Source organism: Pseudomonas sp. MOIL14HWK12:I1, assembly GCF_000510705.1.
GTDB lineage: Bacteria > Pseudomonadota > Gammaproteobacteria > Pseudomonadales > Pseudomonadaceae > Chryseomonas > Chryseomonas oryzihabitans.
On record NZ_KI783308.1, the window covers coordinates 606221 to 619123 of the forward strand.

11 protein-coding genes are annotated in these 12903 nt (G+C 67.2%); 7 read left to right on the top strand and 4 right to left on the bottom strand.

Annotation, left to right across the window (positions count from 1 at the left end):
* Window positions 1-30: 30 nt before the first annotated feature.
* Together PSEK12I1_RS0120505 and PSEK12I1_RS0120510 are read right to left on the bottom strand one after the other, a co-directional pair.
* Window positions 31-984: a PDR/VanB family oxidoreductase gene (locus tag PSEK12I1_RS0120505; RefSeq protein ID WP_027602758.1), complete on the bottom strand. Its 954-nt coding sequence runs from the start codon at window positions 982-984 to the stop codon at window positions 31-33.
* A 10-nt stretch (window positions 985-994) separates the two neighbouring features.
* On the bottom strand, window positions 995-2053 hold the full coding sequence (locus tag PSEK12I1_RS0120510; protein WP_027602759.1) for an aromatic ring-hydroxylating dioxygenase subunit alpha: 1059 nt from the start codon (window positions 2051-2053) through the stop codon (window positions 995-997).
* Window positions 2054-2431: 378 nt separating this feature from the next.
* Between PSEK12I1_RS0120510 and PSEK12I1_RS0120515 the strand changes: the two genes are divergently transcribed.
* From PSEK12I1_RS0120515 to PSEK12I1_RS0120530, 4 genes are all read left to right on the top strand, one after another.
* Complete coding sequence (locus tag PSEK12I1_RS0120515) at window positions 2432-3775, top strand: MFS transporter (protein ID WP_027602760.1); 1344 nt, start codon at window positions 2432-2434, stop codon at window positions 3773-3775.
* Between the two features lie 106 nt (window positions 3776-3881).
* Entirely contained in the window at window positions 3882-4712 is an 831-nt protein-coding gene (locus PSEK12I1_RS0120520) for a p-hydroxycinnamoyl CoA hydratase/lyase (RefSeq protein ID WP_027602761.1), read from the top strand.
* 39 nt (window positions 4713-4751) lie between these two features.
* Window positions 4752-6200, top strand: coding sequence for an aldehyde dehydrogenase (locus PSEK12I1_RS0120525; RefSeq protein ID WP_027602762.1), 1449 nt, complete (start codon window positions 4752-4754; stop codon window positions 6198-6200).
* Window positions 6201-6275: 75 nt separating this feature from the next.
* Window positions 6276-8144: a feruloyl-CoA synthase gene (locus PSEK12I1_RS0120530; protein ID WP_027602763.1), complete on the top strand. Its 1869-nt coding sequence runs from the start codon at window positions 6276-6278 to the stop codon at window positions 8142-8144.
* 330 nt (window positions 8145-8474) lie between these two features.
* Here the strand turns inward: PSEK12I1_RS0120530 and PSEK12I1_RS24005 are convergent, their stop codons facing one another.
* Both PSEK12I1_RS24005 and PSEK12I1_RS24680 read right to left on the bottom strand, forming a co-directional pair.
* Window positions 8475-9209, bottom strand: coding sequence for an IclR family transcriptional regulator (locus tag PSEK12I1_RS24005; RefSeq protein WP_037007228.1), 735 nt, complete (start codon window positions 9207-9209; stop codon window positions 8475-8477).
* 213 nt (window positions 9210-9422) lie between these two features.
* Window positions 9423-9569: a hypothetical protein gene (locus PSEK12I1_RS24680; protein ID WP_155951349.1), complete on the bottom strand. Its 147-nt coding sequence runs from the start codon at window positions 9567-9569 to the stop codon at window positions 9423-9425.
* A gap of 391 nt (window positions 9570-9960) precedes the next feature.
* Between PSEK12I1_RS24680 and PSEK12I1_RS0120550 the strand changes: the two genes are divergently transcribed.
* Genes PSEK12I1_RS0120550 through PSEK12I1_RS0120560 form a run of 3 tightly spaced genes read left to right on the top strand, consistent with a single transcriptional unit; the run spans window position 9961 to window position 12871 of the window.
* On the top strand, window positions 9961-10914 hold the full coding sequence (locus tag PSEK12I1_RS0120550; protein WP_051399074.1) for a tripartite tricarboxylate transporter substrate binding protein: 954 nt from the start codon (window positions 9961-9963) through the stop codon (window positions 10912-10914).
* Entirely contained in the window at window positions 10902-11363 is a 462-nt protein-coding gene (locus tag PSEK12I1_RS0120555) for a tripartite tricarboxylate transporter TctB family protein (RefSeq protein WP_027596833.1), read from the top strand. Before PSEK12I1_RS0120550 ends, PSEK12I1_RS0120555 begins: the two co-directional genes overlap by 13 nt.
* Window positions 11363-12871, top strand: coding sequence for a tripartite tricarboxylate transporter permease (locus tag PSEK12I1_RS0120560; RefSeq protein WP_027596832.1), 1509 nt, complete (start codon window positions 11363-11365; stop codon window positions 12869-12871). The genes PSEK12I1_RS0120555 and PSEK12I1_RS0120560 overlap by 1 nt, the downstream gene beginning before the upstream one ends.
* Window positions 12872-12903 lie beyond the last annotated feature (32 nt).

Sequence of the window (12903 nt, forward strand, 5' to 3'; positions counted from 1 at the left end):
GAGAGGGGGAGGCTAGGAGGGCTCGGGTCGTTAGAGATCCAGCACCAGTCGCTCGCCCTTGGCGCGGGAGCAGCAGGGGGTGAAGCGGTCGTTGGCGGCGTGCTCGGCCGCGGAGAGAAAGAGGTCGCGGTGCTCGGGTTCGCCGTCAAGCACCGGGGTCAGGCAGGTGCCGCAGAGGCCCTGACCACAGGACACCGGCAGGACGACCCCCATATCGGCCAGGACCTCGACCACGCTGCGCTCGGCCGGTACCTGCACACGGCGCCCGCTGCGCGCCAGCTCCACCTCGAAGGGCCGCTGCTCGCCCTGGGCGGCGGGATCGGCGGCGAAGAATTCGCGATGGATCTGTCCGGGTTGCCAGCCCTGGGCCTGGGCGGCGTCCACCACCGCGGCCATGAAGCCGGCCGGACCGCAGACATAGAGATGGTCGTCCGGCGCCGCCGGGCCGAGCAGGTGCTGGAAGTTGGGGCGCAGCGCCGGATCGTGCTGGTCGAAATGCACCCTGACCTGCTCGGCATAGGGCCGCGCCTTGAGCCAGGGGATGAAGGCCGCGTGTTCGCGGTCGCGCACCAGGTAGCGCAGGGTGAAACGCGCGCCCTGCCGATAGAGCTGTTCGGCCATGGCCAGGAGGGGGGTGATGCCGATGCCGCCGGCCAGCAGCTGGGTGCGGCGCGCGCTCGGCACCAGGGCGAACAGATTGCGTGGCTCGCTGACCTGCAGCCGATCGCCCACTTGCAGGCGATGCATGGCCTGGGAGCCGCCGCGGGAGTCGGGGACGAGCAGCACGGCGATGCGATAGCGGGTCGGGGCGGGTTCGGGCGTGGCGCACAGCGAATAGTGGCGCAGCAGGCCGTCGCCCAGGGCGATCTCCAGATGGGCGCCGGCGGCGAAGCCGGACAGGGGGCCGCCGTCGGCGCGGGCCAGGTCGAAGGCCAGGATGGTGGGCGCCTCGCGCTGCACGGCGGTGACGATCAGGTCGAGCATGGGAGGTCTCCTAGGCGATCTGCCGGACCGGGATGCCGGTGGCGGCCTGTTCGGCGGCCAGCAGGCGGTCGATGATCTGCCGCGACTGCACGCCGCCGGCGTCGATGTTGAGCTTGAGCAGGCCGCGCTCGGGATAGCGCAGGAGGTTCTGCTGCTGGCGTTCGAGCATCTCTAGGTCTTCGCCGAAGATCTTGCCCTGGCCCTCGCGGATGCTGGCGGTGAGCTCGGCATCGTCCGGCTTGAAGTTGCGCGCCATGCCCCAGAAGTACCAGATGGAGGTCTCGGTCTCGGGGGTGATGAAGTCCACCACCACGCTGGCGGCCTTGACCGCCGCCGGGGCGTCGTAGCCGCCATGACCGGCATGGGCCACGCCTACCTCGATCATGACGTGGCTGGGCGGGGTGAAGCGGCAGATCTGCCAGCGATCCACCGGGACGTCATCGGCCAGGCCGTTGCCGCGCAGGGCCATGCGCCAGAAGGGCGGGGCGGAGATGTTTTCCATGTGCCGGCTGGTGATGACCTCGTCGCCTTCGACGCGGGTGGCCGGCGGCGCCTCGTCGATCTCCTTCTGGCCGATGCTGGAGGCGTGGACATAGGTCTCGTGGGTGAGATCCATGAGATTGTCGATCATCAGGCGGTAGTCGCACTGGATGTGATAGAGGCCGCCACCATAGGCCCAGTCCGGGCTCTCGGCCCATTCCAGGTGGGGGATCAGCGCAGGATCGGCCTTGGCCTGGTCGCCCGGCCAGACCCAGACGAAGCCGTGCCGCTCGACGGCGGCATAGGGGCGTACCGCAGGAAAGACGCCGACCCGCTGCCCCGGCATGCCCAGGGTCTTGCCGCCGCAGCCCATCTCCAGGCCGTGATAGCCGCAGACCAGGGTGCCGTCGCGGACGAAGCCCAGGGACAGCGGCGCGCCGCGGTGCGGACAGAAATCTTCCAGGGCCACCACTTGGCCGTTGGCATCGCGATAGAAGACCAGGGGTTCGCCGCAGATCTGGCGGCCCAGGGGTTTGTCCTGCACTTCGTCGGGGGTGCAGGCGACGTACCAGGCGTTCTTCGGGTACATAAACGAGACCTCTTGTTGTTGTATATTGGATCCAATAATCGATTGATGTCTTTGGGGGTGTCAATGCGGCTGCCAGGTCGTCGAGGGCGATTGCTGCTCGATAATCGCCCGCTAATTGGTCAAAGATACGGGCTCTTATAAGACGGAATAGCCTTGATCGGCCATCGCTTTCCGGGCAGGACAGAGGTTGGCGCCTGGATTCGATTGGGCAGCGGCATCTTGTGGATTGGATCCATATTTGCCAGCGTTAGCGGGCTGAGATTCCAACAACAAGAACCCAAGGATGCTCGCCATGTCAGTACGCCTCGCTCTCTTTCCGTCCAATCCCGGGCGCGTCCCGCGCGGTCGCCGTCACCTGCTCGTTGCGCGAGGTGGGCTATGACCGACCTGCGCGAGATCGTCGACCGGGGGCCCATGCGCGGCTTCCAGTACCTGGCCGTCCTGGTGTGCATCCTGCTCAACATGATCGATGGCTTCGATGTGCTGGTGATGGCCTTTACCGCGGCCTCGGTATCCCGCGAGTGGGGACTCTCCGGTGCTCAGGTCGGGCTGCTGCTCAGCGCCGGCCTGGTCGGCATGGCGGCCGGTTCGCTGCTGCTGGCGCCGCTGGCCGATCGCTGGGGGCGCCGCCGGCTGATCCTGGTCTGCCTGCTGCTCTCGGGGAGCGGCATGTTGCTCTCGGCGCTGGCGGGGTCGCCGCTGCAACTGGCACTGCTACGCGGCCTCACCGGCTTGGGCGTGGGTGGAGTGCTGGCCAGCAGCAACGTGATCGCTAGCGAATATTCGGCGCGCCGCTGGCGGGGCCTGGCGGTCAGCCTGCAGGGCATGGGCTATGCGCTGGGAGCGACCCTGGGTGGCTTGCTGGCGGTCTGGCTGCTGTCGCACTGGGGCTGGCGCGCGGTCTTCTGCGCGGGTGGCCTCATCACCCTGGGCGCCATGCCACTGGTGCTCCTTGGTCTGCCGGAATCGCTGGATTTTCTGCTCACGCGGCGGCCGTTCGGGGCCCTGGTACAGGTCAATCGCCTGGCGCGGCGACTTGGCCAGCCTGAGCTCGCCGCGCTGCCACCGCAGGTGGCAAGCCCCGGCGCCGCCGGCACCGTTGGCCGGCTGCTGGCTCCGGCCTTGCGGCGGACCACCCTGCTGGTGTGGACGCTGTTCTTTCTGGCCATGTTCGGCTTCTACTTCATCATGAGCTGGACGCCGAAGCTGCTGACCACCCTGGGGCTTTCCGAGCAGCAGGGGGTGGCCGGTGGCGTGCTGCTGAGCGTGGGCGGCATCTTTGGCGCCGCCCTGGTGGGTCTGCTGTTCGCTCGCCTGCCGCTGTCCCGGGCGCTGGGCGGCTTCATGCTGACCACCGCGCTGCTGCTGGTGGCCTTCGCCCATATGGACAGTTCCTACCTGGGCGCCCTGGCCATGGGGCTGCTGATCGGGCTCTTCGCCAATGGCTGCGTCGCCGGGCTCTATGCGCTGCCGGCACTGGCCTATGCCGCCGAGGTGCGCGCCACCGGGGTGGGCTGGGGCATCGGGATTGGTCGCCTGGGCGCCATTCTCTCGCCGGTGGTGGCAGGACTGCTCCTCGATAACGGGTGGCCGCCGCTGCGGCTGTACCTGGTCTTTGCTGGCGTCTTCGTCGCGGCGGGGCTGCTGCTCCTGCTGACCCGCCCCGAAGGACGGCCGACGTCAGCGGGTTTGAGCGTGTCCGCGGGCAAGGCGCTGGGCTAGCCGCTTTTGCCAGGATCATCGTTTTGCCAAAAATAGTTAATTGACTTAACTAATTCCCTGGCGTAGCTTCAGTGCCATACCCACCCAACAACAAGAGGCACACGCCATGGGCAGTTACGACGGACGCTGGCAGACGGTCAAAGTGGACATCGAGGACGGTATCGCCTGGGTGACGCTCAATCGTCCGGAAAAACGCAATGCCATGAGCCCCACCCTCAACCGCGAGATGGTCGAGGTGCTGGAGACCCTGGAGCAGGACGCCAGTGCCGGCGTGCTGGTGCTGACCGGTGCCGGCGAGGCCTGGACCGCGGGCATGGACCTCAAGGAATACTTCCGCGAGACCGATGCCGGCCCCGAGATCCTCCAGGAAAAGATTCGCCGCGAAGCCTCCCAGTGGCAGTGGAAGCTGTTGCGCATGTACGCCAAGCCGACCATCGCCATGGTCAACGGCTGGTGCTTTGGCGGCGGCTTCAGTCCGCTGGTGGCCTGCGACCTGGCCATTACCGCCAACGAGGCCACCTTCGGCCTGTCCGAGATCAACTGGGGCATCCCGCCGGGCAACCTGGTGAGCAAGGCCCTGGCCGATACCGTGGGCCATCGCACCGCCCTCTACTATGTGATGACCGGCAAGACCTTCAGTGGTCCCGAGGCCGCGGCCATGGGCCTGGTCAACCAGAGCGTGCCGCGCGACCAGTTGCGCGAGGTGACCACCGCCCTGGCCCGCGAGCTGCTGGACAAGAATCCGGTGGTGCTGCGTGCCGCCAAGGTCGGCTTCAAGCGCTGCCGCGAACTGACCTGGGAGCAGAACGAGGACTACCTCTATGCCAAGCTCGACCAGTCGCGCCTGCAGGATCCGGAAGGCGGGCGGGAGCAGGGGATGAAGCAATTCCTCGACGACAAGAGCATCAAGCCCGGTCTGCAGACCTACAAGCGCTAGATCGCCACCGCCCCACATACAACAACAAGAGGTAGCGTCATGGTCGAGGTATCCCTGCTCATCGGCGGCGCCAGCCGCCCGGCCGGCGACGGTCGCAGCTATCAGCGTTGCCATCCGGTGACTGGCGCGGTGGTCTCCACGGTGGCCGCCGCCACCCTGGACGATGCCGACGCCGCGGTGGCCGCGGCCCAGGCCGCCTTTCCCGCCTGGGCCGCGTTGCCGCCGGGCGAGCGCCGCCGCCGTTTGCTGGCGGCAGCCGATGGCCTGGCGGCGCGCAGTGGCGAATTCGTCGCCCTGGCCGGGGAGACCGGAGCCATGGCCAACTGGTACGGCTTCAACGTCCACCTGGCCGCCAACATGCTGCGCGAGGCGGCGGCCATGACCACCCAGATCCAGGGCGAAGTCATCCCTTCCGACGTTCCCGGCAGCTTCGCCATGGCCTTGCGCCAGCCCTGTGGCGTGGTGCTGGGTATCGCGCCCTGGAACGCGCCGGTGATCCTGGGGACCCGCGCCCTGGCCATGCCGCTGGCCTGCGGCAACACCGTGGTGCTCAAGGCCTCCGAACAGAGTCCGGGCGTGCACCGGCTGATCGGCCAGGTGCTGCAGGACGCCGGGCTGGGCGACGGCGTGGTCAACGTCGTCACCAACGCCCCGGAGGATGCCCCGGCCATCGTCGAACGGCTGATCGCCAACCCGGCGGTGCGGCGGGTCAACTTCACCGGCTCCACCCGGGTCGGTCGCATCGTTGGCGAGCTGTCGGCGCGCCATCTGAAGCCCGCCGTGCTGGAACTGGGCGGCAAGGCGCCGCTGCTGGTGCTGGAAGACGCCGACCTGGATGCCGCGGTCGCCGCGGCAGCCTTTGGCGCCTACTTCAACCAGGGGCAGATCTGTATGTCCACCGAGCGCCTGCTGGTCGACAGCCGCATCGCCGACGCCTTCGTCGAGCGCCTGGCGGCCAAGGTGCGCACCCTCAAGGCGGGTGATCCCAGTGCAGCCGACTCGGTGCTGGGCTCGTTGATCGACGCCAGCGCCGGCACCCGCATCAAGGCCATGATCGACGACGCCGTGGGCAAGGGCGCCCGGCTGGTCTGTGGTGGCCAGCTCGACGGCAGCATCCTCCAGCCGACCCTGCTGGATGGCGTCACCGCCGAGATGCAGCTCTATGCCGAGGAATCCTTCGGACCGGTCGCGGTGGTGATCCGTGCCGAGGGCGACGAAGCCCTGCTGCGCCTGGCCAACGATTCCGAATTCGGTCTCTCGTCCGCCATCTTCAGCCGCGACACCACCAGCGCCCTGGCGCTGGCCCAGCGGGTGGAGAGCGGCATCTGCCACATCAATGGCCCCACGGTGCACGACGAGGCGCAGATGCCCTTCGGCGGCGTCAAGTCCAGCGGCTACGGCAGCTTCGGTTCGCGCGCCTCCATCGACCACTTCACCCAGTTGCGCTGGGTGACGCTGCAGACGGGGCCACGTCACTACCCGATCTAGCGTCCGCAGTCCCTAGCTCCTGTTGCAACAACAATAAGAGGCGCCTCCGGGCGCCAGCCCAGAGGAGAATTCAAGGTGAGTCACGTCACGCAAACCCGCGCGCCCGCCGATCAGCCGCTGCGCTATCGCCCGGTGACCCTGGGCCACCCCGGGGTCACGGTGGAAGAGCGCGGGGGACTGCTCTACATGGCCTCCCAGGAAGCCCTGACCCCACCGCCGCCGCGGCTGCTGGATCGCCTGCTGCACTGGGCCGCGGTGGCACCGGACCGCACCTTCTTCGCCGCACGGGAGGCCGGCGGCGCCTGGCGCGAATTTTCCTATGGCGAGATGCTGCAGCGGGTGCGCCAGCTGGCCGCCGCGCTGCTGGAGTTCGGCCTCTGCGCCGAGCGTCCGCTGGCGATTCTCTCCGGCAACGACCCCGAGCACCTGCAGCTGGCCATGGCGGCGCTCTATGCCGGCATTCCCTTCTGCCCGGTGTCACCCGGCTATGCGCTGCTGTCCCAGGACCACGCCAAGCTGCGCCATGTCTGCGGTCTGCTGCAGCCGGGGCTGGTGTTCGTCAGCGACGGCCCGGCCTTCCAGAAGGCGCTGGATGCCGTACTGCCCGCCGACGTACCGGTGATCGCGACCCGCGGCCAGGTGCAGGGTCGCAGCACCCTGGCCTTCGCGGCGCTGCTCGCCCGCGGTGAGCTGGCCGCCGCCGAGCGCGCCTTCGCCGCCACCGGGCCGGACAGCATCGCCAAGTTTCTCTTCACTTCCGGTTCCACCAAGCTGCCCAAGGCGGTGACCACCACCCAGCGCATGCTCTGCGCCAACCAGCAGATGCTGTTGCAGACCTTTCCGGTGTTCGGCGAAGAGCCGCCGGTGCTGGTGGACTGGCTGCCCTGGAACCACACCTTCGGCGGCAGCCACAACCTGGGGATCGTGCTCTACAACGGTGGCACCTTCTACCTGGACGAGGGCAAGCCGACGCCCCAGGGCTTTGGCGAGACCTTGCGCAACCTGCAGGAGGTGTCGCCCACCGCCTACCTCACGGTGCCGCGCGGCTGGGAAGAACTGGCCAATGCCCTGGAGCGCGACGCCAGGTTGCGCGAGCGCTTCTTCGCCCGCATGCGACTGTTCTTCTTTGCCGCGGCGGGGCTGTCGCAAAGCGTCTGGGATCGCCTGGATCGCATCGCCGAGGCCCACTGCGGCGAACGCATCCGCATGATGGCCGGCCTGGGCATGACCGAGGCCTCGCCCAGTTGCACCTTCACCACCGGCCCGCTGTCGGTGGCCGGCTATGTCGGGGTGCCGGCACCGGGCTGCGAACTCAAGCTGGTACCGGTGGACGGCAAGCTGGAAGGGCGCTTCCGCGGTCCGCACATCATGCCCGGCTACTGGCGCGATGCCGCCCAGACCACCGCCTGCTTCGACGAGGAAGGCTTCTACTGCTCGGGCGATGCGCTCAAGCTGGTCGATCCGGCCAATCCGCAACTGGGCCTGATGTTCGACGGTCGCATCGCCGAGGACTTCAAGCTCTCGTCCGGGGTCTTCGTCAGCGTCGGTCCCCTGCGCAATCGCGCGGTGCTGGAGGGGACGCCGCTGGTGCAGGACGTGGTGGTGGCGGCGCCGGATCGCGAGTGCCTGGGGCTGCTGGTCTTTCCGCGCCTGGCGGACTGCCGACAACTGGCCGGGCTGGACGATGGGGTCGATGCCGCCACGGTGCTGGCCAGCGCCCCCGTGCAGGACTGGTTCGCCGCCTGGCTGGGGCGCCTCAATCGCGAGGCCTCGGGCAACGCCAGCCGCCTGGAATGGATCGCCCTGCAGGAAGAGCCACCATCCGCCGACCGCGGCGAGATCACCGACAAGGGCTCGCTCAACCAGCGCAGCGTCCTGACCCATCGCGCCGAGCGGCTGGACGCCTGCTACCGGGGAACGGCGCCGCTGTTGATCAGGGCGTAATTCGGCGGCTGGGGTTGCCCTCACCCCAGCCCTCTCCCAGAGGGAGAGGGGGCGTTCAGTGCCACTGCGCGATTTTCGTAGGTTGCGGTTGAGCGTAGCGAAGCCCCACAAGGGGGTGAGTGGCTGACGACATCCCTCACCCCAGCCCTCTCCCAGAGGGAGAAGGAGCGTTCAGTGCCACTGCGCGACGTTCGTAGGTTGCGGTTGAGCGTAGGGAAGCCCTACAAGGGGGGCTGACGACATCCCTCATCCCAGCCTCTTCCGTGGGAGAGGGGCGTTACGCGAGGGCGGCGGAGACTGGCGCCAGGGGCCGCCGGCCCTTATGCCCGATCACTCATCCTTGCGTGGCTTGCGCTTCGCCTGATCCGTGCCGTACAGGGGCTTGCCGCCCAGGCTGCGGGTGAGTTCATCCGCGGCTTCGCGCAGGACCTCGTACAGGGTCTGGGCGCGTTCCAGGCTGAGGCGATTGGCCGGCCCCGAGATCACCAGAGCACCCAGCAGCTCTTCCTGGGCGTCATAGATGGGCAGGGCGACGGAAGAGGCGTGCGGATCGGTGGCACCGCAGGAGTAGAAGGGGATGATCCCCGCCTTGGCCACCGCGTAGGGCGTCTGCAGGGCCTGGGCACCGGCCGCCTGGTCCATGGGACGCATGTCGCCGGGTTGGAGGTGCAGACGCAGGCGATGCGGGGAATTCACCCGGTACTGACAGAGTCGGTAGGCGCCGTGTCGTACATAGAAGGAGGCGGTTTCGCCACTCTCTTCGGTGAGCTGATGCAGCCGCGGCATGATGTGGCGGCCGACATCGTGGGAGTCCTGGTAGACGGCATTGAGGCGCACGACCTCGCTGGCCAGGATATAGTTGCCATCGGCGAGCCGGGTCACCAGGCCGTATTTTTCCAGGGACACCACCAGGCGCATGATGGTGCTCTTGATCAGACCGGTGCGATTGGCCAGCTCGGCGAGACTCAGGGCGGCATCGCCGATGCGAAAGGCGGTGAGAACGGTCAAGACGCGATCAGCAGAGGCAACGCCGGAAACGCCTGGGCGAGGACGGTTGGTGTTCAAGCGAGTGTTCCTAAAGGGCAGCTATCGCCCCATTATCCGCGAGCGCCCGGTGTGCGCCTAGTGAGTCACTCACACCGGTCAGCTGTCCAGGCGCTGCTATCCACCTTTATTGATAGCTAGACATTTCAATGGCAATGGCCCACCCGCCCCGAGGTGAGCGTCCACCAATGCCCCGATCATGCCGTCAGAGCATTGCTTTGCTTGCGCCGCCGCTCAGATCGCCGCGCTGCGTTCCTGGATCTCCTGGCGCAGGAGCCGGTCGTTCTCGAAGTAGTCCAGGCTTTCTCCCCCGGGAATGCCGAAGAGGTATTCCACCCTCGTTTCCAGGCAACGAATGACCAGGCCGGCGGCCCTCATCATGGGTCCTGTATTCCTTTTTGAAGTGGGAAGGGCGTTCCGGGCTAGCGAGTGAAGCTGTGGGAAGTCATGAGCGATCCTTTGAAAAAGAAATGTCATTTCAAATAATATTTTTTGGCGGCTTCAGGAGCCTGGCTCACGCTGATCGTTAGGCCGTAAAAAGCTTGATAGGACTTTTTTGGTTACGAATTTTCAGCAGCGTAGCCAATGCCCTGTCTCGTTTACGAAATGGCATTCCATTATCTTGCTTCAACGGGTGCCGGCCGAGAGATCTTCCTTGCGGCCGGAAACGCTATTCCGTGATCAGTCAACGCCGGCAGCGTCGCCCTGGACGCCGCTGCCGCGCGTGACGCCTGGCCACGTCAAATCCAACAAAAACAATAGAGAGCTATCCATGACCAAGACCGCGAGTGCTGTGCTTGCCTCTTTCCTGGCGCTGTCCCTCAGCTCCTTCAGTGCGCAGGCCGCCTGGCCGGAAGACCGGCCGATCGAATTCCTGGTCGCCTATGCCCCCGGTGGCAGCACCGATGTCATGGCGCGTGCGATGCAGCCCTATCTGGAGAAGCGCCTGGGCGCGAAGATCGTCATCGTCAACCGCCCCGGCGCGGCGGGCGAGATCGCCTACACCATGCTGAGCAAGGCGAAACCCGATGGCTACACCTTCGCCTTCATCAATACCCCCGGCTTCCTCAGTACCCGGGTCCAGCGCAAGGTCGGCTACGACCCGGCGAAGATTCGCCCGGTGGCACGCATCGTCGACGACCCCACCGTGCTGGCGGTCCCCAAGGATTCCTCCTACAAGACCCTGGCCGACTTCACCGCGGCCGCCAAGGCAGCGCCCGGCAAGTTCTCGGTCGGTACCTCCGGCGTGGGGACGGATGACCACCTGATGATGGTGGAGCTGCAGCAGCTGACCGACATCAAGCTCACCCACGTGCCCTTCAGCGGCGCGTCCGAGTCGCGCACGGCGCTGATGGGCGGCCATATCAGCGCGGCCGGGCAGAACATCAGCGAGATGAACGCGGACGACGACTTCCGCGTGCTGGCGCAATTCTCCGCCGAGCGTATGCCGCAGCAGCCCAATCTACCCACTGCCAGGGAGCAGGGCGTCGACCTGGTCATGACCTCCGAACGGGGCATCGCCGCCCCGTCCGGGGTGCCCGAGGCCATCGAGCAGCGGATGGCGCAGGCGGTGAAAGAGGTCATCGAGGATCCGGCCTTCGTCAAGCAGGCCGGGGACCTGTCGCTGCCGCTGGCCTATCTGTCCGGCGAGGATTGGGCCGCCCAGATGCCGGCGCAGCTCGCGGGTTACCAGAAGCTGTGGAGCGTCTCGCCATGGGTGCAGTGACACGCGCGGCGCGCGGTAGCCGCCCCGACCTGCTCGCCAGTGCCATCTTCATCGGCCTGGGGGCGCTGGTGCTCTGGTCGTCGAAGGATCTGCCGTTCGGCAGCGCGGCCATGATGGGGCCGGGCTATCTGCCGGTGTTGGTCGGCTCGCTGGTGATCATCCTCGGCGTCGTCATCGGTCTGCTGGGCCTGTGGCAGCACGCGGAATCCATCGGCGCCGTACAGCTCAGGCCTTTATTGATCCTGTTGGCTTCCGTCGGCGGCTTCGCCCTGGCGGCCGAGTATGCCGGCTTCATCGTCGCGGCGGCCGGGCTGGTGATCTTCGGCAGCATGGCCGACCGCGAGTGGCGGCTGCGCGAGGTGCTGATCTCCAGCGTGGTGCTGACCCTGTTCGGCGTGCTGGTCTTCATCTATGGACTGGATGTCCAAATGCGTGTGGGGCCTTTCTGATGGAGATCTTCGACGCGCTCTACCTGGGCTTCTCCGAAGCCATGAGCCCGACCAACCTGGCGTTCTGCCTGATCGGCGCCCTGCTCGGAACCCTGATCGGCGTGCTGCCCGGCATCGGGCCCACGGCGACGGTGGCGATCCTGCTGCCGATCACCTATTTCCTGCCACCCTTAGCGGCCCTGATCATGCTGGCGGGCATCTTCTACGGGGCCCAGTACGGTGGCTCGACCACGGCGATCCTGGTCAATCTGCCGGGCGAGGCCTCGGCGGTGGTCACGGCGCTGGACGGCCATGCCATGGCCAAGCGGGGGCGGGCGGGAGCAGCGCTTGCCACCGCCGCCCTGGCGTCCTTCTTCGCCGGGACCGTCGCCACCGTGGCCCTGGCGGTGGCCGGCCCGGTGCTGTCGCGCTTCGCCCTGTCCTTCGGGCCGGCGGAATACGTGGCGCTCACCGTCTTCGGCCTGCTGGCGGCGACCATCCTGGCCAGCGGATCGGTGATCAAGGCGGTCGGCATGGTCTGCCTGGGACTGCTGCTCGGCATGGTGGGCATGGATGTCAGCAGCGGCACCACGCGCCTGACCTTCGGTTCCACCGATCTCTACGACGGCATCGACTTCGTGGTGATCGCGGTGGGCCTGTTCGGCATCGCCGAGATCGCCGTCAACCTCGAATCCCGCGAAGCCCGCGGCACCCTGGCCGGCAAGATCACCCGGCTGTGGCCCACCCGCGAGGACTTCCGCAGGGCCTGGCCGGCTACCCTGAGGGGCACGGCGTTGGGGACCTTCCTCGGCGTCCTGCCGGGCGGCGGTGCGACCCTGAGCGCCTTCAGCGCCTATTCGCTGGAAAAGAAGGTTTCCAAGACGCCGGAGCAATTCGGCACCGGGATGGTGGAAGGCGTCGCCGCGCCGGAGTCGGCCAACAACGCCGGCGCCCAGTCGTCCTTCATCCCGCTGCTGACCCTGGGCATCCCGTCCAACTCGATCATGGCCATGATGCTCGGCGCCATGATGATCCACGGCATCACTCCCGGGCCTTCGGTGATCACCAACCAGCCCGCGCTGTTCTGGGGCCTGATCGCCAGCATGTGGATCGGCAACCTGATGCTGCTGGTCATCAACCTGCCGCTCATCGGCGTCTGGGTGCGATTGCTGCAGGTGCCGTATCGGCTGCTGTTCCCGGCCATCCTGCTGTTCTGCTGCGTCGGGGTGTACAGCGTCAACAACCGCGGCTTCGATGTCGCCCTGGTGATCATCTTCGGGCTGCTGGGCTATCTGTTCCGCAAGGCCAAGTGCGAGCCGGGTCCGCTGCTGCTGGGTTTCGTCCTCGGCCCCTTGCTGGAGACCAACCTGAGACGCGCCCTGCTGATTTCCCAGGGGGATCCGTCCGTGCTCGTCCAGCGGCCGATCAGCGCCACCCTGTTCGCCGCCTCGGCCATCCTGCTGGTGATGATGGTGTTGCCGGCGTTTCGCCGGAAGCGGGAAGAGGCCTTCCAGGAGGAAGAGGCCTGAGCGGGGAGGGGGCGACGGGCTGAGCTCGCCGC

What these genes read in the sequence shown, in the direction of transcription:
- PSEK12I1_RS0120555 (WP_027596833.1), top strand. Translation starts at nt 10,902, where the DNA reads ATGGGTGCAGTGACACGCGCGGCGCGCGGTAGCCGCCCCGACCTGCTC.
- PSEK12I1_RS0120515 (WP_027602760.1), top strand. Translation starts at nt 2,432, where the DNA reads ATGACCGACCTGCGCGAGATCGTCGACCGGGGGCCCATGCGCGGCTTC.
- PSEK12I1_RS0120560 (WP_027596832.1), top strand. Translation starts at nt 11,363, where the DNA reads ATGGAGATCTTCGACGCGCTCTACCTGGGCTTCTCCGAAGCCATGAGC.
- PSEK12I1_RS0120525 (WP_027602762.1), top strand. Translation starts at nt 4,752, where the DNA reads ATGGTCGAGGTATCCCTGCTCATCGGCGGCGCCAGCCGCCCGGCCGGC.
- PSEK12I1_RS0120520 (WP_027602761.1), top strand. Translation starts at nt 3,882, where the DNA reads ATGGGCAGTTACGACGGACGCTGGCAGACGGTCAAAGTGGACATCGAG.
- PSEK12I1_RS24680 (WP_155951349.1), bottom strand. Translation starts at nt 9,569, where the DNA reads ATGATGAGGGCCGCCGGCCTGGTCATTCGTTGCCTGGAAACGAGGGTG.
- PSEK12I1_RS0120505 (WP_027602758.1), bottom strand. Translation starts at nt 984, where the DNA reads ATGCTCGACCTGATCGTCACCGCCGTGCAGCGCGAGGCGCCCACCATC.
- PSEK12I1_RS0120550 (WP_051399074.1), top strand. Translation starts at nt 9,961, where the DNA reads ATGACCAAGACCGCGAGTGCTGTGCTTGCCTCTTTCCTGGCGCTGTCC.
- PSEK12I1_RS0120510 (WP_027602759.1), bottom strand. Translation starts at nt 2,053, where the DNA reads ATGTACCCGAAGAACGCCTGGTACGTCGCCTGCACCCCCGACGAAGTG.